The sequence below is a fragment of the Conexibacter arvalis genome (assembly GCF_014199525.1).
GTDB lineage: Bacteria > Actinomycetota > Thermoleophilia > Solirubrobacterales > Solirubrobacteraceae > Conexibacter > Conexibacter arvalis.
On the sequence record NZ_JACHNU010000003.1, the window covers coordinates 182,527 to 201,026 of the forward strand.

Genomic DNA, 18,500 nt, shown 5'->3' on the forward strand with positions numbered 1-18,500 from the left:
ACGCCAGAAGCGCCGGATCGGACGCGATCGCGCGCCGGGCGGGCGGCCGACGGCGCGCCGCGGCCGACCTCGAATCGGCGCGTCGGCGCTGCCGGTCGCTGGCTTACGCGACCCGGCGGATCGGCTTCAGCTCGCCTCTCGTCAGCGCGAGCAGGTCGTCGGGCCGCAGCTCGATCTCGAGGCCGCGCCGGCCGGCGCTGACGAAGATCGTCTCGAAGCCGGCGGCGCTCTCGTCGACCAGCGTCGGCAGCGGCCGGCGCTGGCCGAGCGGGCTGATCCCGCCCGCGACGTAGCCGGTCACCTTCTCGGCGCGCTCGGTCGGCGCCATCGCCGCGCGCTTGCCGAGCGAGCGCAGGTCGAGCGTGTCGGCCGCCGGCACGATGCAGACGGTCAGCGTCCCGTCGCGGTCGACGACGAGCGTCTTGAAGACACGCGCCGGCTCGAGCCCGAGCGCCTCGGCCGCCTCCAGCGCGTAGGAGTCGGCGCCGGGGTCGTGCGTGTACTCGTGCAGCCCGAAGTCGACGCCGGCCCTACGCGCGGCGCGGGTCGCGGGTGTCTCTCTGCCGGCCATCGGATGCGAGCCTAACGGGCGCGCCGCTCAGACTCAGCTCACAGCAACGTCGTCCGCGGCCGCCTCATCCTCGGCGGCCCACGCAGGAGCCATGCGGTTGCGTCGATCGACGTCCTCACGGATCGTGCGAATCAGCTGCTCGAATGTGAGCATGCTCTCGATCGGCGGACGCCCGTCGCGAGGTGGCGGGTTCTCGACATCGAAGAAGTGAACGGTGCCCCGAGCATCGCCGTGCTGCTCGTAGAGCCCGATGTAGACCCGCTCGAACAGGTCGTGCCGGGAGTCCTCCGCCCCGTACTCCACGTAGGCTCCCGCGGCTCCCCCGTGGATGGGCCGCCGCCCGCGACCAGTGCGCTTCGAGAGCGTGGTGACATGGTGGGCGAAAGACGACGTGCCGCCACTGCCACCGTCGTCGCAGATCTCGTAGGGCTCGAACATCAGCGCGACGAGCACCGAGTAGGGCTGCCGTTGATGCAGCACCATCGCTTCGCCCCGCAACTCATGGTCGTTGCGGACGATGTTCTTCGTCCAGCGGCCGAGCTGGTCTCTTCTCGGACTGTAGTCCTGAAAGCTGTAGGTCTTGATCGACACGCTCAGGATGAGCCCAAGCGTTGGGTCGGTGACCTTCACATCGAGCCGTTTGGTCCCTCTCGAAACCGGAACGGCAGCCTCCTGGCCCGAGCCATCAGCAGCGGGCGTGATCTTCGGAAACGCCGGTCGGAGCGCGTCGGCGACCGTCTGGGCGAGAGCGTTGGACAGCCGCTGCGCATAGTTCTTCTTGACGTCTCGATCAGCTCTCGGCCCTGGCTTGGGCTCCGCACGGTCGAGCGCTTCAAGAAGCGGCTGGGGATCGGTCATGGCTGGCGGACCCTACCTGGCGCGGGAGTTCACGGTGCCGTCTCACGCCGCTGCAGATATCCGACCAGCGCCTCAAACGTACGGAGACGCTCAGTTCTGACCATGTAGTAGTCGTCGTCGATCTGTCGCTTGTGATCTCGTCTTCTCTGCCGGAACCAGTGCCTGGAGTCGTCAGCCGATGCGACGAGCATCGCCTTGGTGTGCTGCGATATCAGCACGATCGCCTTGGGCTTCCTTGTCTTCGTCTCCCAGCCCGAGACGGTGTCGACGAATGCCGTCGAGTAGTCGTAGTCGTGAATGCCGGTGAATCTGAGCGTTCGCGACTTCACGTCGATCCGGCATGGCCGACGCGTTCCGACAGTCAGATCGTGCTCGTCGGCGAAGCGATGACGATCGTCGATGTCAGCTCGAACCTCCGTCGGCGTCACGACGACTCTCAGATCATGTTGCCGAAGCCTCGCCGCGACGAACTCGGCGTACTGATGGCCCGTCGCGAGTTGCTCGAAGAATTAGTCATCGTTCTCGAACCAGTCCATCCTGGCTGGATCGGCAGAGGGGCTGGCGCGATCGAACCTTTCGGCAACGAATAGCCGGAAGGCCGATCCGACGCTTCCGCGCTGGCGCGCTCTCTCCCTGGGGCGTCCGTCGGGTCGGCGATGATGCCAACGTGCCTCGTAACCACAAACGCCCGGAATGACACAGCTGGAAGACGAATTCGCGGAACTGGTCCGGCAGATCGATCTGCCCAGCCGCAACGGACACAAGTACAGACAGCTGGCGAACTGGACGGGCGAGCGGTTCAACATGCCGCGCGACCGCGTCAACGGCACGTACTTGAACGAGACCAGGATGATCACGGCTCGCGTCTCGCAAGGAGCTCAACGCAGACCTGTCCTGCTGTGGGCCTTCGTCGGCGCGCCATTGGCTGCTCGTGACTTCATCCGAAACGTCGAGCAGCAAGTCGGATCGGGCCGAACGAACGATGCGATCGCAGTCTGCGAGGAGGACGCGACGGGCCGTTGGCGGGTCACGAATCTTCTCGCCGAGATGAACTGGAGATGGAGCAACGCATTCAGCCAGGCGTTTCCAGCAGCAGCACACGTCCGGGTCGAGGGCGCGCCGCAGCTGGATCTCGCGGAGACGCCGCCCTCGCGCCCGGCAGCGCAGCCGCCCGAGAACCGAACGACCGCACGCATCCAACTCGACGGTCGCACGTGGCGGATGATCCGCCTTGCGATCGCGTCCAACGTGGGCGTGCTGCTGGTCGGGCCGCCCGGTACCGGCAAGACCTCACTGCTCCACGAGATCCTCGCGGACGTGAGTGCGGACCCTGCGGCGTACGGCCTCACCGTCCCTCCGCCGGGGGCGGACTGGTACACGCCGGACGAATCTTGGACCGCACGGGAACTCGTCGGCGGCGAGACGATCGAAGACGGCGAGCTCCGGTTTGGTCCCGGACACCTGCTCAAGGCGTTGGAGAAGGGCCACTGGCTCATCCTCGACGAGGCGAACCGTGGCGACATGGACCGCATCATGGGGCCGCTGATCACGTGGATCTCGGGGCATGAGGTCAGTTTGGGACGCGCGAGTCAAGCGATCGGCGCACCCGAGGTCGTGCTCGGGTGGACCCATGGCGAGCTCGGGGACGCAGCAGGCCTGGAGCGGCTGGGCGCGGCGCCGGACGAGCTTGGCACCGATCCCATCCGAGTGCTGGCCGGTAGGGACTGGCGACTGCTGGGCGCGTACAACGCGCTCGACGCTCAGCGAGTTTTCCGATTCGGCCAGGCACTCGGCCGCCGCTTCATCCGCGTCCCGATCCCACCGCTCGATGGCGACGCGTTCCGTGTGGCTCTCGAAGAGCGTGCAAGCGGACTGCCGACTGGCGCCAGAGGAGCGATCGCAGCGCTGTATGAGGCTCATCTGAACTCGAAGCTCGTACTCGGTCCCGCGATCTTCCTCCGAGCGGCCGACTACCTCTCTGCTGCGAACGCTCTCCTCGACGACGAGTCCTTTGAGGAAGGGGAGCTGTCCGATACGGGCGGCTCAGAGGAGCTGCTCGACCGACAGCTGAGACAGCTGCTCGCTGAGGCGTACCTCCTCAGCGCCGGTCCGTGGCTGGCTCGACTCGACGGAGCGCGACTCGATGAGCTGAGGGCGACGATCGGCGACCGCACGACCGCGCTCGATGCAGAAGCGTGGGAGTGGATCGAGAGACAGCTCCCCTCCCTCGGGTGATCCCGAGCATCCCTCAGAAGGGTCTCGCGGAGGCGCTCGAAGGTTGGTCGAGCAAGGGCGAGCTGTGGCAGACCCTCGCCGCTATCCCTTCCGAACGTGATTGGAGCTGGCGCGACTCGGAACGCCGCGCGATGCGAGTGCTGCTCGCGGAGCTCGCAGATCTGATCGAGGATTGGCCGACGCTGGAGCTCGAGTGGATCGAAGCCCTGCCGGCGGTCAGCCACCGAGTGCGCGAAGTCAGCCCCGTGCCGGGATCTGGTGTCAGTTGGGCCGCCACGCGATTGCGCGGGTGGCCGCCCTCGGAGTTCGTCAGCCGTCCCAAGGCCCGTGTCGCCGACCAGTTGCTCGTCGCGTCGCTGCGATGGACGATCGAGCGCCTTGCCCTCGTGCGGATCTCCGCCGAGCAGGCTGCGCCCGACGTCTCTGCCCCGATCCGTGCGCAGCTCGACACCGCTGAAAGGCTGCTGGACGTCGAACCCGTCGCGAGCGCGCCGGCCATCGCGCCCAGCGAAGTCGATCTCACCGCGATCGCCGCGGAGGGCCGACCATGGGCTCAGCTGTCGCCGGTAACGGCGGCGTTGCTGGCACTCGAGGAGGCGACCGTACTGGACTTGGCTCGCCGCCTCGTCGCGCCCACCGAAGAGCGGTGGCGTCTCTTCCACCTCGGCGTCTTCGGCGAGGTCCTCCGTGCGCTCCGCGATCGCGGTCATGTTTATCGGTCGCTGCGGCCGTTGTCGGCAACGTCGTCCGGTCCCGCGTTCGAAGTCGTCGACACGGCAGGGCAGAGCTGGGATCTGTGGTTCGAGGCGGCGGGCGCGTGGAAGTACCACGGCGTGTGTGACCCGTATGCCGACGCTGTCGCAGGCGTCCCGGGAGCCGGCTCGGCGCTCGGTTGTGACGTCGCGCTGATGCGGTTCTCCGAGCGCGCGATGCTCCTCGATGCGAAGTACTCGGCGAATGCAGCAGTCGTCGGTCGAGACGGTTACCGAGCGGCGCTGGCTTACGCTGCGGAGGCGCGTTCGGGGTTGGCCGACGAGGTCGTGTCGGTCGCCGTGGGTCCTACCGAAGTGGTGCAGACGCCAGGCTGGACACTGACTGACGTCGGCCAGATCGGCGTCATCGCGCCTGATCACCTCGGGCATGCGTTGGCGCGTCTGTTCGATCGACGCTCGAGCTCGCCTCGGGCACCGGGTTCTCTCCGAACGGACCGGGGCCGATGAGCCCGCGGGCGGGGAAGGGTCCGATCCAGCCTGTGAGCGAGAGCGTGAGTCGGCGGTTCGCGCGGACTCGCGGGCGCGATACGAGACCGGAGATCGCACTCCGGAGGGAACTGCATCGGCGTGGGCTGCGCTATCGAGTCGACCGACCGCCACTTCCGAGACTTCGCCGACGCGCCGACGTGCTGTTTCCGCGTGCGCGTCTCGCAGTCTACGTGGACGGCTGTTTCTTCCACGGCTGTCCTCAGCATGCGACGTGGCCGAGACACAACGCACTGTTCTGGAGAGACAAGATCGACACGAATCGAGCGCGGGACCGCGACACCGACCGCCGACTCGCCGAAGCAGGGTGGATCGTCGTCAGGGCATGGGAGCATGAGGATCCGGTCGAGGTCGCCGATCGGATCGAGCGGATCGTCCGGCCGGCTTAGTTCAGGCGATCGCGAGCTCGCCGTTCATCGCGTCCCGATGCTCGCGGACGGCCTCTCTAAATCCCTCCGGAAATCTGAGCGTGCTCCGCTCCGTCCGCTCGTAGAATCCCGCTGTCGCGCGATACGTGAGTGGTCGCGTCGGATGCTGCAAGAAGGCGCCGAGCGGTTTGAAGCGCTCTTGCCGGGGCCACATCGACACCTCGACGCTCCAGGCCCTGTCGTCCTCACCCCATGCAGCGCGCGGCCAGCTTCTGTCCCGCGCGAACTCCTCCACGTCCGCGGCCCACGATGAGTCGACGACCGTGATCCGCTCACCAATCCAGCTTGCCACAGGCACTGAGACCGCGTTGCCGACGAGTTTCCACCGCGGCCCGTTGCGCTTCGCCGGGTCGATGACCGCCGGCGCAGTCCAATCCGCTTCGAAGCCCTGCAACCGCTCGGCATCGCGGATGTCGGGCGTGACGATCTGCTCACCGCTCGGAGCGTCCGGCATCCAGATCGCGGGCGGAGACGGGATCCCGAGCGTTGACCCGCCCTTCAGCGTCGGCACAGCGTCAACCGCAAGTCCGAGCCCGCGGAGTCCTTCCGTCCAATAGAAGCCGAAGACGGAATCGTCACGAACAGCGGGTTCGCTCGGTCCAGTATCTTCGCCGAAGAGCACCGGACGCGGGTCCTCAGTCTTCGAAGCGAGCAGCAGGACGCGTTGCCGGCGCTGAGGAAGCCCGAACGAACGTGCGTCGACGACCCGGTAGGCCCACCGGTACCCGCGCCGACCGAGCTCGGTGGTGAGATGCGTCATCGCTTGGCCGCGGTCGAGCTGCAGCATGAATGGCACGTTCTCAAGCAGCAGCCAGCGAGGCTCCGGCGTCGCGTTGTCGAGCAGTCGAAAGACGTGCGAGACGAGCCCGGACTGTCGCCCCGCGATGCCCGCGGTTCGGCCTGCCTGCGACAGATCCTGGCAAGGGAAACCCGCTGCGACGAGGTCGACCTCCGGCAGCGCTTCGAGGGTTGTCACATCGTCGTGAAACGCGGTTCTGAAGCGGGCTCTCAACACCCTCTGCGCGGAAACGTCGAGCTCACACAGCAACTCGGTGCGGTGCCCGTGAGCACGCATCCCGACTTCGATCCCGCCGATTCCAGCGAACAGGCCGGCGATGCGCAGACGAGGCGCCGGCACTGTGAGGTCTCGAGCAGACATGCGGGCACGGAGTATGGCTTGCAACGAGGACAGCATCCCGGACGCCGAGCACAGCGGATTCGACCATTCCTCGGTGTATGCGTCGTGCTGCCAGACGTATGTCTCACCGTGCCATTTTCGGCGTCTCAAAGGTAGGTTCGGGAGACGATGCGACGCTTCATTCCCCTGGTGGGTGCGCTGCTCCTCGCCGCTGCCGGCTGCGGCGGCTCCTCCGACCCGCCGCCCCACCCCGCCGACCTGCCGCCGACGCCGCGCGAGCGGGCGGAGGCGCGCGAGGCCGCGAAGCGGCCGCCGGCGCCGAGATGCCCGGCCGGCGCGGGCAACTGCAGAGCGGCGGAGGGGCGGGTGATCGGGCTGGAGTCGGTCGATCCCGACGGGGACGGCGACCTCCACCTGATCCTGACCAGCGCCCAGTCGATCACGCTGCCGGGGATCACCGTGCTCGACATCAACAAGGACCTGCGGCCGGCCAGAGACCCGAAGATCGGCGACTGGGCGGCCGGCGCCGGCCCCGTCTACACCGGCAGCTACGGGCAGAGCCAGATCCAGGTCGACGCGGTCGAGGTGTGGCCGCGGCGGTAGGCGCGGCGCGCGCCGCGCGACTGGCTCAGCAGCCAGCCGCGCTCGGATAGCGTGCCCTCCGTCCAACGACGCGAGGAGACGTGATGGCGGGTCAGCTGAAGCTCGGGCTCAACACCGGCTACTGGGCGGCCGGCCCGCCGCCGGGCGTCACCGAGTCGATCGCGGCCGCCGAGGAGCTCGGCCTCGACTCGATCTGGACCGCCGAGGCGTACGGCTCCGACGGCCTCACGCCGCTGGCGTGGTGGGGCGCGCGGACGAGACGGGTCAAGCTCGGCACCGGCATCACGCAGATCTCCGCCCGCCAGCCGACGATGACGGCGATGTCGGCGATGACGATCGACCACCTCTCCGGCGGGCGGTTCGTGCTCGGCCTCGGCGTGTCGGGCCCGCAGGTCGTGGAGGGTTGGTACGGGATGCCGTTCGAGAAGCCGCTGGCGCGGACGCGCGAGTACGTGAAGATCCTCCGCGACGTGTGGGCGCGCGAGGCGCCGGTCACCAACGACGGTCCCCACTACCCGCTGCCGCTTCCGAACGGGACCGGCCTCGCGAAGGCGCTGAAGCCGTCGATCCACCCGCTGCGCAGAGAGATCCCGATCTACCTCGGCGCCGAGGGTCCGAAGAACATCGCGCTCGCCGCCGAGCTGTGCGACGGGTGGTTCGCGATGCTGTTCGCGCCGACGCACGAGCAGATGTACCGCGACTACCTCGACGATGGCTTCGCGCGCGAGGGCGCCCGCCGCTCCTACGACGACTTCGAGATCTGCGCGACCGTGCCCCTGATCGTCTCCGACGACCTCGATCAGGCCGCCGACGCGCTGCGCCCCTTCTACGCCCTCTACTTCGGCGGGATGGGCGCGAAGGGCAAGAACTTCCACGCCAACGTCGCGATCCGGATGGGCTACGAGGCGATGGTCGACGAGGTCCAGGAGCTGTATCTCGCCGGCAAGAAGAACGAGGCCGGGGCCGCGATCCCGCGCGAGCTGATCGAGGCACTGTCGCTGATCGGGCCGAAGGAGAAGATCAGGCACGACCTCGAGGCGTGGCGCGAGTCGATCGTCACCACGCTGCTGATCGCCGGCGACGCCGCGACGGTGCGGACGGCGGCGGAGCTGGTGCTGGGGTAGCGGGGCGCCTCAGCGGGCCGCGGACCGGCGCATCCCGAGCCACAGCCACAGCGGGTAGGTGGCGAAGATCAGCGCGGCGACGACGTGGGTCCGACGGCCGACCCGCGTCTCGTCGATCTTCAGCACACCGGAGTTGAGCATCCAGTCGCGGCCGGAGCGGGCGCGGCAGATCCACCAGATCGGCTTCGTCCAGCGCCGGTCGAGGTAGAGGCCGATCGAGACGCCCCAGAAGACGGCCATGAAGCCGGTCGCGACGACGGCGTCGCGGGTCGCGTCGGCCGGCCGGTCGGCGACGAGGCGGCGGTACGCCTTCCCGCCGCCGTAGAGCAGGGCGGGATCGATCAGGAACGACATGCGGCCTCCTCGCCGGCGCCGGGACGGGCGGGCTGGCCGGGCGGGTCCGCCGGGCCGGGGACCTCCCGCCCGAGCAGCCCGAACGCGAGCCGCGTCGCGAGCGCCATGATCGTGAGCTGGGGGTTGACTCCGAGCGCGCTCGGCACGACGGAGCCGTCGGCGACGTGGACGCCCTCGACCCCGTGCAGCGCGAGGCCGCCGTCGACGACGCCGTTCGCCGGGTCGGCGTCGGCGCGGGCGGTGCCGAGCGGGTGGAAGGCGAGCAGCTTCAGGTCCCGAGCGCGGGCCCGCTGCGGCTCGACGCCCTGCGGCAGCGGCAGGTAGACCTCTCGCGCGCCGGCAGCCTCGAACAGCTCGCGCAGCAGCGCGAGCCCGCGACGGAAGCGGCGCAGGTCGTCGTCGCAGAGGTCGTACCGGATCAGCGGGCGGCCGCCGACGGCGCGGACGCGGCCGCGCGATCTGTCGCTGACCATCAGCCCGAACTGGGCGAGGTTGCGGTACCGCGCCATCGCCTCGGCATGCCTGGCACCGGAGAGCGGAAGCGACGCGGCGGCGTACGCCGGCGGGCCGGCGACCCCCTCGAAGACGATCCCCTCGTCGGCGAACTGGTCGACGTAGAGGCTCTGCGGCACGCCGCGCGCCATGTCGACGACCTCGTCCATCAGCGCGAAGGCGGCCGTCGCCGGGTGGATCGAGAGGTTGCGCCCGAGCTGCCCCGAGCCGCCGCCGAGGCCGCTGCGCGCGAGCAGGAGCGGCGTGTGGATCGTGCCCGCGGCGACGACGACCCGCGGCGCCTCGACGACGAGCCGCGTCCAGCCGGAGGCACCACGCGACCGCCGCGCGTCGGCGGCGGCCTCGCGCGCCCCGCCGCCACGCGATCCGCCGTGCGACCCGCCACCGTGCGACCCGCCGCCGTGCGACCCGCCACGGGCGCGCTCGTCGTCGTCGCGCACCCGCGCCTCCACTCCACGAGCGCGGCCGGCGCGGACGACGATCCGGCGGACGTCGGCGCCGGTCACGACCTGCGCGCCGGCGGCCAGCGCGCGCGGCACGTAGGTCGAGCCGACGTCCTGCTTGGCGCCGGTCGGGCAGCCGAAGGCGCAGACGCCCGAGCCGACGCAGCCGCGCGCGTTGCGGCGCAGGTAGCCGTGCGACCAGCCGAGCGCCTCGGCGCCGCGACGCGCGACGGCGGCGTTGCGGCCGGCCAGCTCGGGCGTCACCTCGGCGATCGAGAGCGCCGCCTCGACGCGCGCGAAGGCGGGATCGAGCCGCCGCAGGTCGGCGAGCCGCTCGAGCCCGAACTCGCGCGCCCAGCGGTCGAGCACCCGCGGCGGCGTGCGGAAGCAGGTGCCGGAGTTGACGAGCGTCGTGCCGCCGATCCCGCGACCGAGCGGCAGCAGGATCGGCGGGTTGCCGAGCGTCACCGTCTGGCCGCCGTCGCGATAGAGCCGCGCGAGCATCTCCGGCGGGTGCGCCGTGAAGCGATCGGGATCGTGGCGCGGCCCCTGCTCCAGCAGCACCACCCGCGCGCCGCCCTCGGCCAGCTCCGCCGCGACGACCGCCCCGCCCGCCCCCGCCCCGACGACGCAGACGTCCGCGACGAGATGCCGCTCGCGCGCGCGGCGCCGCACGCGGCTCACCGCGGTGCCTCCGCGCGTGGGGTGACACGACGCCCAGCGCCGCTCGACCGGCCCGCCGCGCCGCGTGGGCGACGCCCGCCGGGCGCATCGCCGCGCGGCCCGCTCACCACGATCCCTCCACCTTCCGGGACGCGCTCGCGGCGGCCCGCAGCTCGCGTCCGCGCGCGACGACCGCGGCGGCGTCCCAGCCGAGCGGGACGGCGGTCGCGTGGTCGTCGTAGCGGATCAGGCCGAGCGTCGCGTGCGCGAGCTGGTCGGCCGCCGGGAGCCGTGCGAGCAGCGCCGCGCCGCGAGGCCGCCGGGCCAATGCCAGCAGCGCCCGCAGCGCGATCCGCTGCAGCCGCGGCGCGGCACGGAGGAAGTCGTCCAGCGCGAAGGTCACCCCGCGCCGCCCGCGCCCGCGCCGCCCGCGCCCGCCACGCCGCCCGCACGCGTCGCGCGGGCCGCACCGCCCGCCCGCGCCGCGCCGGCACTCACGCCGCCCGCGCCGCCCGCAGCCGCCGCTCCGGTTTCCGTTGCGCCGCCCGCCACGCTGCCCGCGGCCGCGAACGCCTGCGCCATCCGCCGCTCCTGGGCGCTGGCGAGCAGCTCGATCGCCGCGGCGGCGGCCTGGCGGTCGCGGTCGCGGATCGCCGTGGCGACGGCGCGGTAGTGCGGCAGCAGCCGCTCGCGATCGGAGACGAGCGCGGCGAAGGCGGCGGCGTGCGGCAGGTACAGCTCCCGCACCGAGTTCATGATCAGCTGGAAGACGAGGTTGCCGGCCGCCTCCACCATCGCGGCCATGAACGCCCAGTCGGCGAGCAGCGCGGTCGTGTCGTCGGGCGCGGCGGCGACCGCCTCCGCCAGCTCGGCGAGCGCCTCCGCCTGCTCGTCGGCGCGGCGGGCGGCGGCGAGCCGCGCGGCCTCGCGCAGCAGCAGCCGGCGCGCCTCGAACAGCGCCGCGCCGAGCTGCGGGTCGGCCGCGCCCGCCGCGGCGAGTGTGAGCGCGTCCAGCCCGCCGGAGCGGCGCCAGTCGAGCACGTGGGTGCCGCTGCCGTGACGCGTCTCGACGAGACGCAGCTGTTCCAGCCGCCCGAGCGCCTCGCGCACCGTCGCCATGTTGACCCCGAGATCGGCCGCGAGCGCCCGCTGCGTCGGCAGCCTCGCGCCGGCCTCGTAATCGCCGGTGACGATCGCCTCGCGCAGCCGCTCGAAGACCTGGTCGGGCACGGTATCGCGCGAGATGTCGCCGCTCATTCACCCAGTGTCCAGGTGTTCGGAACAATCTGTCAAGCGGGAACCGCAGCGCCCTCGGCCACCTCCAGCGCGTGCAGCGCTGCCTCGACCGCGCCGGCGCTCGCCGGCACGAGCGGCAGCCGCACGGCCGGCGTCGCGATCTCGCCGCGGCGGTGGAGCAGCCCCTTGACGACGCTCGGACTCGGCTCGGCGTAGAGCGCACGGACGAGCGGCAGCAGCGTGTCGTGGACGCGCCGCGCCTCCGCCAGCTCGCCGGTGCTCGCCGTCCGCACGAGCGCGGCGAAGCGATCGGTCGCGCAGTTCGCCGCCGCCGCGATCGCCCCGACGGCGCCGTGGACGAGCGCGGCGAGCATCAGCGCGTCCTCGCCGGCCAGCACGCCGAAGCCGGAGGGGGCGCCGGCCAGCAGCGCGAGCGCGTCGCCGTCGAGCACCGGAACCGACAGCTTGACCCCGACGACCCGCGGCTCGGCGGCGTGCAGCTCGAGCAGCGCGTCGGCGCCGAAGCGGACGCCGGTTCGCGGCGGGTGCTCGTAGGCGATCAGCGGGACCGGGCTGGCCTCCGCGAGCGCGCGGAAGTGCGCGGCGATCCCGGCGCGCGACGGCCGCACGTACGGCGGAACCGAGCTCATGATCGCCGTGACGCCGGCGCGTCCTCCGTGACGGGCCGCGGCACGCGCGACGCCCGCCGTGTCGCTGCCGCCGACGCCGACGGTCAGCGCAGCGCCGCGCTCGGCGCAGATCTCCGCGCAGCAGGCGACGACGGCCTCCTGCTCCGCGGCGCCGAGCGCGAACGCCTCGCCGGTCGTGCCGAGCGCGACGAGGCCCTCGGCGCCGTCGGCCAGACAGCGCTCGGCGAGCCGCCGCAACGCGGCGAGGTCGACCCTGCCGTCGGGATCAAAGGGGGTGACGAGCGGAACGTGGAGACCTGCGATGGGAGCAGTCATGCGCCCGATCGTCGCGCGCCGGAACCGCAAGCACAAATGACATTTCCTCGCCGCTTCATTTAGTATTTCTGAACGATGATCGACGTCCGCCGGCTCCGGATCCTGCGCGAGGTCGCCGTCGCCGGCACGATCAGCGGCGCCGCCCGTGCGCTGGGCTATACGCCGTCGGCCGTCTCGCAGCAGCTCGCGACGCTCGCGCGCGAATCGGGCGCCGAGCTGCTGCGGCGCCGCGGCCGGCATGTCGAGCTGACCGCCGAGGGACGGCTGCTGGTCGAGGTCGCCGAGCGGGTCGGCGCGGAGCTGGAGGCGGCCGAGGCCGAGCTTGCGGCACGCGCCGCACGCCCGGGCGGCGTCGTGCGCCTGCTCGCGTTCGCGACCGCGCTGCGGACGCTGGTCCCGCGCGCCGCGACGACGCTGGCCGCCAGCGCGCCCGGGCTCGAGCTGGAGATCGACGAGGCCGATCCCGACGACGCGCTCCGCCTGCTCGTCCAAGAGCGCGCCGACGTCGTGATCGCCCACGACTACGACCTGCTGGAGCGGCGCAGAAGCGCCCGCGTCCACCGGCGCGAGCTGCTCGGCGACGAGCTGCGCGTCGTCGGCGCCGTCGACGACGCCGTCTCCCCCAAGCGCCGCGCCGGTCGCGTTGGCGCGACCGGCGGCCGTGCCCCCGCCGCCCCCGCCCGCCGCGCGCCCGCGGCCGCGGTCGACCTCGCCGCGCTCGCCGATCGCCGCTGGGTGCTGCCCGATCGCGGCAGCGCCTGCGACCGCGTCGTCGAGCGGGCGTGCGCGGCGGCCGGCTTCGCGCCGCGGGTCGTCGCGCGCAGCTCCGACTTCGCCGCGATCGCGGCGCTCGCCGAGGCCTGCGACGCGGTCGCGCTCGTGCCCCGCCTCGCGCTGGAGGGCCAGGCGGAGGAGCGCGCCGGCCGGCCGCTGCGCGCGCCGGTCCGCCGCCGCCTCTTCGCCGCCGTGCGCGACGGAGCCCAGCGCCGCCCGCTGGAGTCCGCCGTCCTCGACGCCCTCGCGGACGCCGCCGCGTGATCGCCCTCGCGCCGCAGCGCCGCCCACTGGAGTCCGCCGTCCTCGACGCCCTCGCGAACGCCGCCGCGTGATCGCCCTCGCGCCGCAGCGCCGCCCACTGGAGTCCGCCGTCCTCGACGCCCTCGCGGACGCCGCCGCGTGATCGCCCTCGCGCGCCGCAGCGCCGCCCGCTGGAGTCCGCGGTCCTCGACGCCCTCGCGGACGCCGCCGCAGATCACCCTCCCCCACGCCACCGCACGATCACCCTCGTAACGCCCGCGGGTCAAGGCGGAAGTCCCTCGCGCCGATGGATGAATGATCCGCCAGCCTCGGTCAGACGAGCTTTGCGCCACCTCACGCCCCACCGCGCCGCCGGCGCCCTCCTGCTCCTGAGCGCCGCGCTCTGCGCCGCGTCGGCGGCGCGCACCTTGCTCGGGATCGGCGGCGCGACGACGGCCGAGGCGATCTACGACGTCGGGATCGTCACCGCGTGCGTGACGTGGTGCCTGCGCGCCGCCGTCCCCGACCCCGCCCATTGGGCGTTCGTATGCGGCGTCGCCGCCTCGCTGCTGTGGGTGGCCGGCGCCGGCGTCACGGCGGTCGAGGGCAACGACTCCGCCTTCTCGACCGCCGACGTGCTGATGTTCGGCATCCATCCGCTGGTCGTGCTCGGCTTCTTCCTCTACGGACGCAGCTCCGTGCCGCGGCCGATCCCCGCGCCGCGGTGGGTCGACGCGGCGCTGAGCGCGCTGACCGTCGCGGCCGTCGGGGCGGCGTTCGTGATCGAGGGCGCGCTCGCGTCCGTCGGCGACGCGACCGTCACCGCCGCGGTCTACCCGACCGGCGCGGTCGTGCTCGCGGCGATCGCGGTCGGGCTGCTGGCGCTGCGCGGCTGGGCGTTCGACCGCCGCTTCGCGCTGATCGTCGCCGGCGCCGGCTGCTTCGTGATCACGGAGATCCTCTACCGCCACGCCCAGGCCCAGAGCGGCGTCGCGGAGTTCGGCACGCTCTACGACGTCGGCTGGATGGCCGGCGCGCTGCTGCTCGCGGCAGCGGCCTGGCAGCCGCAGCGGCCGCTGCCGAGCGAGCCGCGCAGAAGCGAGATCGTCGTGCCGATCCTGCTCGGCGCGATCGCGCTGGTCGTGCTGGTCGTCGAGGGCGGGCAGGCGAGGCCGGCGCCGCTGACGATCACGCTCTCCGGGCTCGCGGTCGCGACGCTGATCGCGCGCATGGCGCTCAGCCTGACGACGAACTACCGGCTCCTGCAGCACAGCCGCCGCGAGGCGATCACCGACAGCGTCACCGGCCTGGGCAACGGCCGCCGGCTGGTCGCCGACCTGGAGCGGCTCGGCGGCGCCCGGGCGACGCTCGTGCTGCTCGACCTCAACGGCTTCAAGGGCTACAACGACACCTTCGGCCATCTCGCCGGCGACCAGCTGCTGCGCCGGATCGGCCAGGCGCTCGCGGCCGCGGCGGAGCCCGACGGCCGCGCCTACCGGATGGGCGGCGACGAGTTCTGCGTGCTGCTCGGACCCGACGCGACGACGACCCCGGCCGAGCTGGCCGCCGGCGCCGCCCAACGCGGCGACGGCTTCACCGTCACCGCCGCCTACGGAGCGGTCGCGCTGCCGCGTGAGGCCGACGACGCGGTGGCCGCGCTGCGCCTCGCCGACGAGCGGATGTACGCGCACAAGCGGGACGACTCCGCGCGCGGCGAGCCGGTCGTCGCGGCGCTGACGGCCGTGATCGCCGCGCACGACCCGCAGCTCCACCGGCACGCGGAGGCGGTCGCGCGCCTCGCCGACGCGACCGCCGCGGCGCTCGGGCTCGACGCGGACGAGCGGCGGCTGGTCCGCCACGCGGCGCTCCTGCACGACCTCGGGACGCTGGCGCTGCCGGCCGGCGCGACCGCCGAACCGGGCCCGCTCGCCGACGACGAGGAGGCGTTCGTCGAGCGCCACACGGTCTTCGGCGAGCGGATGATCGCGGCGACGCCGGCGCTGCGCCGCGTCGCGACCGTCGTGCGCGCCAGCCGCGAGCGCTGGGACGGGAGCGGCTACCCCGACCGCCTCGCCGGCACCGCGATCCCGCGCGCGGCGCGGATCGTCTTCGCCTGCCACGCCTTCGACGCGATCGTCGGCGACCGCCCGCACGCTCCAGCGCGGACGCGCGCGGAGGCGGTCGAGATCATGCGCCGCTGCGCCGGCAGCTCGTTCGACCCGGCGGTCGTCGAGGCGCTCGCCGGCGCGGTCGAGCGCGAGGTCACGACGGCCGCGAGGGCCGCGAGGACCGCGGCGCCGCAGCCGGCGTAGGCGCGCGCCGACCGCGCGGCCGGCATCCGACGCGCGCGGATCGACCGGAAACCGCACCTCATAGACTCAGCGACCGTGCCCGTCGGAACCGCCCGCCCACGCGACGCCCTGCTGGAGGAGCTGGTCGCGCTGTTCCTCGCCGAGGGCTTCCGCGACTTCACGCTCGCCGAGCTGGCCGCCCGCCTGCGCTGCTCCAAGAGCACGCTCTACGGGCTCGGCCACAGCAAGGAGCAGCTGACCGGCAACGCGCTGAAGCGCTTCTTCCGCGACGCGACCGCCGCCGTCGAGGCGCGCACCGCGGCGGTCGCGGACCCGGCCGATCGGATCGCCGAGTACCTGCGCGCCGTCGCCGACCAGCTGCGCCCGGCCTCGACGGCGTTCATGGCCGACCTCGCGGCCCACCCGCTCGCGCGCGAGATCTACGAGCGCAACACCGCCCTGGCGGCCCAGCGCGTCTCGGAGCTGATCGCCGACGGCGTCCGCAGCGGCGACTTCCGCGACGTCCACGCCGCCTTCGTCGCCGACACGATCGCCGCGACGATGCAGCGGATCCAGACCGGCCAGGTCCTCGCCGCGACCGGCCTGCGCGACGCCGACGCCTACGACGAGCTCGCCGCCCTCGCGCTCGACGGCATCCGCAGCGCGCCGGGGCGCGCCGAGTAGCCGACCGCTCCGGCGCGCCGCGCGGGCCGCTGCCGCGGACGGCGAGCTGCGAGGATGGCGCGGTGACGTCAGGCGGAACGTGCGCCGAGCGCCGCTTGCGGGAGCGGCGGCTGACGCTGCTCGCGCTGGTCGCGGGGAGCGCGATCGGGATCGTCGTCACGCTGTGGCTCGCCGTCGGATGGGCGGCCGACCAGCCGAAGACGATCGAGTTCGCGATCGCGCGCGAGCCGTTCGGGTCGCGCTCGCTGCTGGAGCGCGGCAACGCCCGCGAGACGTTCGACGACCTGCTCGGGCGCCTCGACGACGACGACCGCGTCACCGACCTCCATCTCACCGCCCGCAGCCTGTCGGCGATGGCGCGCACGCGGCACGACAGACGGCGGTCGCTGTTCCTGACGGTCGAGGGCGAGGTCACCGATCACCTCACGATCGGCGGGCCGGAGGGCCGCGGCGTCCCGCTGGCGCGCATCGCCGCGCTCGACCTCGACGCCGCGCTCGAAGCGGCGCAGCGGCGCTGGCGCGAGCTGGGCACGCATCCCGAGCCGCCGCTGCTGAGCCTCCAGGTGCGCGGCGCGAGGCCGCGCGGATGGCTCGTGATCTTCACCTCCGAGGTGCCGGCCGACGAGCGCACGACGGCGATCGACCTGGAGGGGCGGGTGCGGAGGTGACGCGGTCGGCCGCGCGCGCCCGTCTGCGACGGATGCGCGTCCCTGTCGCGATCGTGCTGATCGTCGCCGCCGCGTGCCTGATGGCGTGGGGCGGATTCGTGCTCGCGCGCGGGATGCCCGGCGAGTGCGGCGGCGACGCGCCGCCCTGCCCGCCCGGCTCCATGAGCGCGGTCCTCGGCGTGACCGCCAGCGTCTTCGCGCTGCTGCCGCTCGGCATCGCGCTCGGGGCGTCGCGATTTCCCGAGATCGCGCCCGCGGCGGTCGCGCTGGCGGCGGCGGGCGCCGCGGCGGGCGTCTTCAGCTCGCGCTTCGTCGCCGACCCGATCACCGACGCGACGAGCGCGACCTGGTGGGCGACCGGCGTCCTCGGCGGGATCGCCGTCGTCGCCGCCGCGATCGCCGTGCTCGCGTTCCTCCTCCTCGACCGCGACGATTCCTCCTGACGGCTCGCAGGCGGGCCGTCGGCACCGGCCTGAGGGCTACGCGACCTTCTCGGCCCTCAGCCGGGTCTCGAGGTCGTCGAGCGCTTCGCGCAGGTCGGCGATCCGCCGCACCACCTCGTCCTCGGCCGGTTCGGGCGCCTCGGCGTCGGGGTCGTCGCCGCGCTTGATCGCCGCCTCGCGCTCGGCGGTCTGGAGGCGGAGCTGCTCGATCTGGCGCGCCTCCTCCATCGAGTTGATGACGATCCCGATCAGGATGTTGAAGAGCAGGAACGACGCGACGAGCGCGAAGGAGACGAAGTAGATCGTGCCCCACGGGGAGACGGTCGCGCCGATCTCGAGCTGGTCGGGGAAGTTCTCCAGCGTCAGCGTCACGAACAGCGTCAGCATCGCGCTGCCGATGTCGCCGTAGTCGTCGGGGTGCTCGGCGCCGAACATCGACCAGCCGACCATCCCGTAGACGAACAGCACGAGCACGCCCATCACGACCAGCGACGCGGCGGCCGGCAGCGAGCGGCCGATCGCGAGCGTGAGGACGCGCAGGTCGGGCAGCAGCCGGACGATCCGCGCGATCCGCGCCAGGCGCAGCAGTCGCAGGATCGTCGCGTTCCCGCTCAGACCCGGCACGAAGACGGCGCCGACGACGATCACGTCGAAGGTGTTCCAGCCGCTGCGGAAGAACCGTCGCGGGCTCGCCCCGACCGCGACGAAGCGGATCGCCAGCTCGACGACGAAGATCGCCAGGCAGGCCCGGTCGAGCGCCCGCAGCAGCGTCCGGTGCTCGTCGTAGAGCGTGCTGTAGGTCTCCAGCCCGAGCACGACCGCGTTGAAGAGGATCACCCCGAAGACGGCGAGGTTGAACGCCGTCGAGTCGGCGACCCGCGCGCACAGCCGCACCACCGCATGGCGGCTCCCGTGCTCTTCGATCTCGTCGGTCCCCGGCAGGTGCGTCGACACGGCCCGTCAGTGTGGCAGAGCGCCGCCGCACGGCCGGCCTGTCCGGCCGCCGC

At 72.7% G+C, this 18,500-nt stretch carries 21 protein-coding genes; 11 read left to right on the forward strand and 10 right to left on the reverse strand.

Going from position 1 to position 18,500, the window contains the following annotated elements:
* Positions 1-103: 103 nt before the first annotated feature.
* Genes ybaK through BDZ31_RS13240 form a run of 3 tightly spaced genes read right to left on the reverse strand, consistent with a single transcriptional unit; the run spans position 104 to position 1,758 of the window.
* The gene (gene ybaK, locus BDZ31_RS13230; protein ID WP_183342782.1) at positions 104-571 is read right to left on the reverse strand and encodes a Cys-tRNA(Pro) deacylase; all 468 of its coding nucleotides are present in this window, start codon (positions 569-571) and stop codon (positions 104-106) included.
* Positions 572-604: 33 nt separating this feature from the next.
* The gene (locus BDZ31_RS13235) at positions 605-1,429 is read right to left on the reverse strand and encodes a hypothetical protein (protein WP_183342784.1); all 825 of its coding nucleotides are present in this window, start codon (positions 1,427-1,429) and stop codon (positions 605-607) included.
* Positions 1,430-1,458: 29 nt separating this feature from the next.
* Positions 1,459-1,758 (reverse strand): hypothetical protein, encoded by a 300-nt coding sequence (locus tag BDZ31_RS13240; RefSeq protein WP_221243047.1) that lies wholly within the window; start codon positions 1,756-1,758, stop codon positions 1,459-1,461.
* A 39-nt stretch (positions 1,759-1,797) separates the two neighbouring features.
* Between BDZ31_RS13240 and BDZ31_RS24550 the strand changes: the two genes are divergently transcribed.
* The 4 genes from BDZ31_RS24550 to vsr all read left to right on the forward strand — a co-directional run bounded on the left by BDZ31_RS24550 (position 1,798) and on the right by vsr (position 5,312).
* Positions 1,798-2,019, forward strand: a complete 222-nt coding sequence (locus BDZ31_RS24550; RefSeq protein ID WP_221243048.1) for a hypothetical protein — start codon at positions 1,798-1,800, stop codon at positions 2,017-2,019.
* A 103-nt stretch (positions 2,020-2,122) separates the two neighbouring features.
* The gene (locus tag BDZ31_RS13245; protein WP_183342788.1) at positions 2,123-3,664 is read left to right on the forward strand and encodes an AAA family ATPase; all 1,542 of its coding nucleotides are present in this window, start codon (positions 2,123-2,125) and stop codon (positions 3,662-3,664) included.
* The gene (locus BDZ31_RS13250; protein WP_183342790.1) at positions 3,661-4,884 is read left to right on the forward strand and encodes a hypothetical protein; all 1,224 of its coding nucleotides are present in this window, start codon (positions 3,661-3,663) and stop codon (positions 4,882-4,884) included. Before BDZ31_RS13245 ends, BDZ31_RS13250 begins: the two co-directional genes overlap by 4 nt.
* Complete coding sequence (vsr, locus tag BDZ31_RS25995) at positions 4,881-5,312, forward strand: DNA mismatch endonuclease Vsr (RefSeq protein WP_183342792.1); 432 nt, start codon at positions 4,881-4,883, stop codon at positions 5,310-5,312. Before BDZ31_RS13250 ends, vsr begins: the two co-directional genes overlap by 4 nt.
* Position 5,313: 1 nt before the next feature.
* Here the strand turns inward: vsr and BDZ31_RS13260 are convergent, their stop codons facing one another.
* Positions 5,314-6,510, reverse strand: coding sequence for a DNA cytosine methyltransferase (locus BDZ31_RS13260; RefSeq protein ID WP_183342794.1), 1,197 nt, complete (start codon positions 6,508-6,510; stop codon positions 5,314-5,316).
* Positions 6,511-6,678: 168 nt separating this feature from the next.
* On the opposite strand from BDZ31_RS13260, the gene BDZ31_RS13265 reads away from it, so the two are divergent.
* A complete protein-coding gene (locus BDZ31_RS13265; RefSeq protein WP_183342796.1) occupies positions 6,679-7,092 on the forward strand; it encodes a hypothetical protein in 414 nt (137 codons plus the stop codon).
* 95 nt (positions 7,093-7,187) lie between these two features.
* Positions 7,188-8,216, forward strand: a complete 1,029-nt coding sequence (locus BDZ31_RS13270; RefSeq protein WP_183343052.1) for an LLM class F420-dependent oxidoreductase — start codon at positions 7,188-7,190, stop codon at positions 8,214-8,216.
* Between the two features lie 9 nt (positions 8,217-8,225).
* Here BDZ31_RS13270 and BDZ31_RS13275 read toward each other — a convergent pair whose 3' ends face one another.
* From BDZ31_RS13275 to BDZ31_RS13295, 5 genes are all read right to left on the reverse strand, one after another.
* Positions 8,226-8,570: a hypothetical protein gene (locus BDZ31_RS13275; RefSeq protein ID WP_183342798.1), complete on the reverse strand. Its 345-nt coding sequence runs from the start codon at positions 8,568-8,570 to the stop codon at positions 8,226-8,228.
* Complete coding sequence (locus BDZ31_RS26000; protein WP_183342800.1) at positions 8,558-10,210, reverse strand: GMC family oxidoreductase N-terminal domain-containing protein; 1,653 nt, start codon at positions 10,208-10,210, stop codon at positions 8,558-8,560. The genes BDZ31_RS13275 and BDZ31_RS26000 overlap by 13 nt, the downstream gene beginning before the upstream one ends.
* 103 nt (positions 10,211-10,313) lie before the next feature.
* On the reverse strand, positions 10,314-10,592 hold the full coding sequence (locus tag BDZ31_RS13285; RefSeq protein ID WP_183342802.1) for a hypothetical protein: 279 nt from the start codon (positions 10,590-10,592) through the stop codon (positions 10,314-10,316).
* Positions 10,589-11,446 carry a FadR/GntR family transcriptional regulator gene (locus tag BDZ31_RS13290; protein WP_183342804.1) on the reverse strand — a complete coding sequence of 286 codons (858 nt, stop codon included), beginning with the start codon at positions 11,444-11,446 and terminating at the stop codon, positions 10,589-10,591. The genes BDZ31_RS13285 and BDZ31_RS13290 overlap by 4 nt, the downstream gene beginning before the upstream one ends.
* Positions 11,447-11,478: 32 nt before the next feature.
* A complete protein-coding gene (locus tag BDZ31_RS13295) occupies positions 11,479-12,390 on the reverse strand; it encodes a dihydrodipicolinate synthase family protein (protein ID WP_183342806.1) in 912 nt (303 codons plus the stop codon).
* A 75-nt stretch (positions 12,391-12,465) separates the two neighbouring features.
* On the opposite strand from BDZ31_RS13295, the gene BDZ31_RS13300 reads away from it, so the two are divergent.
* From BDZ31_RS13300 to BDZ31_RS13320, 5 genes are all read left to right on the forward strand, one after another.
* Positions 12,466-13,428 carry a LysR family transcriptional regulator gene (locus BDZ31_RS13300; RefSeq protein WP_183342808.1) on the forward strand — a complete coding sequence of 321 codons (963 nt, stop codon included), beginning with the start codon at positions 12,466-12,468 and terminating at the stop codon, positions 13,426-13,428.
* Between the two features lie 290 nt (positions 13,429-13,718).
* Positions 13,719-15,719: a bifunctional diguanylate cyclase/phosphohydrolase gene (locus tag BDZ31_RS13305; protein WP_183342810.1), complete on the forward strand. Its 2,001-nt coding sequence runs from the start codon at positions 13,719-13,721 to the stop codon at positions 15,717-15,719.
* 75 nt (positions 15,720-15,794) lie between these two features.
* Entirely contained in the window at positions 15,795-16,382 is a 588-nt protein-coding gene (locus tag BDZ31_RS13310) for a TetR family transcriptional regulator (protein ID WP_183342812.1), read from the forward strand.
* A gap of 62 nt (positions 16,383-16,444) precedes the next feature.
* Positions 16,445-17,050, forward strand: coding sequence for a hypothetical protein (locus tag BDZ31_RS13315; protein ID WP_183342813.1), 606 nt, complete (start codon positions 16,445-16,447; stop codon positions 17,048-17,050).
* A 32-nt stretch (positions 17,051-17,082) separates the two neighbouring features.
* A complete protein-coding gene (locus tag BDZ31_RS13320; RefSeq protein ID WP_183342816.1) occupies positions 17,083-17,493 on the forward strand; it encodes a hypothetical protein in 411 nt (136 codons plus the stop codon).
* Positions 17,494-17,529: 36 nt separating this feature from the next.
* Here the strand turns inward: BDZ31_RS13320 and BDZ31_RS13325 are convergent, their stop codons facing one another.
* Complete coding sequence (locus BDZ31_RS13325) at positions 17,530-18,447, reverse strand: ion transporter (protein WP_221243051.1); 918 nt, start codon at positions 18,445-18,447, stop codon at positions 17,530-17,532.
* Positions 18,448-18,500 lie beyond the last annotated feature (53 nt).

Bases quoted from the DNA above. Each gene is read 5' to 3' on its own strand.
- BDZ31_RS13300 (WP_183342808.1), top strand. From the start codon at position 12,466: ATGATCGACGTCCGCCGGCTCCGGATCCTGCGCGAGGTCGCCGTCGCC.
- BDZ31_RS13275 (WP_183342798.1), bottom strand. From the start codon at position 8,570: ATGTCGTTCCTGATCGATCCCGCCCTGCTCTACGGCGGCGGGAAGGCG.
- BDZ31_RS13305 (WP_183342810.1), top strand. From the start codon at position 13,719: ATGAATGATCCGCCAGCCTCGGTCAGACGAGCTTTGCGCCACCTCACG.
- BDZ31_RS13260 (WP_183342794.1), bottom strand. From the start codon at position 6,510: ATGTCTGCTCGAGACCTCACAGTGCCGGCGCCTCGTCTGCGCATCGCC.
- BDZ31_RS13235 (WP_183342784.1), bottom strand. From the start codon at position 1,429: ATGACCGATCCCCAGCCGCTTCTTGAAGCGCTCGACCGTGCGGAGCCC.
- ybaK (WP_183342782.1), bottom strand. From the start codon at position 571: ATGGCCGGCAGAGAGACACCCGCGACCCGCGCCGCGCGTAGGGCCGGC.
- vsr (WP_183342792.1), top strand. From the start codon at position 4,881: ATGAGCCCGCGGGCGGGGAAGGGTCCGATCCAGCCTGTGAGCGAGAGC.
- BDZ31_RS13320 (WP_183342816.1), top strand. From the start codon at position 17,083: ATGCGCGTCCCTGTCGCGATCGTGCTGATCGTCGCCGCCGCGTGCCTG.
- BDZ31_RS13245 (WP_183342788.1), top strand. From the start codon at position 2,123: ATGACACAGCTGGAAGACGAATTCGCGGAACTGGTCCGGCAGATCGAT.
- BDZ31_RS13295 (WP_183342806.1), bottom strand. From the start codon at position 12,390: ATGACTGCTCCCATCGCAGGTCTCCACGTTCCGCTCGTCACCCCCTTT.
- BDZ31_RS13290 (WP_183342804.1), bottom strand. From the start codon at position 11,446: ATGAGCGGCGACATCTCGCGCGATACCGTGCCCGACCAGGTCTTCGAG.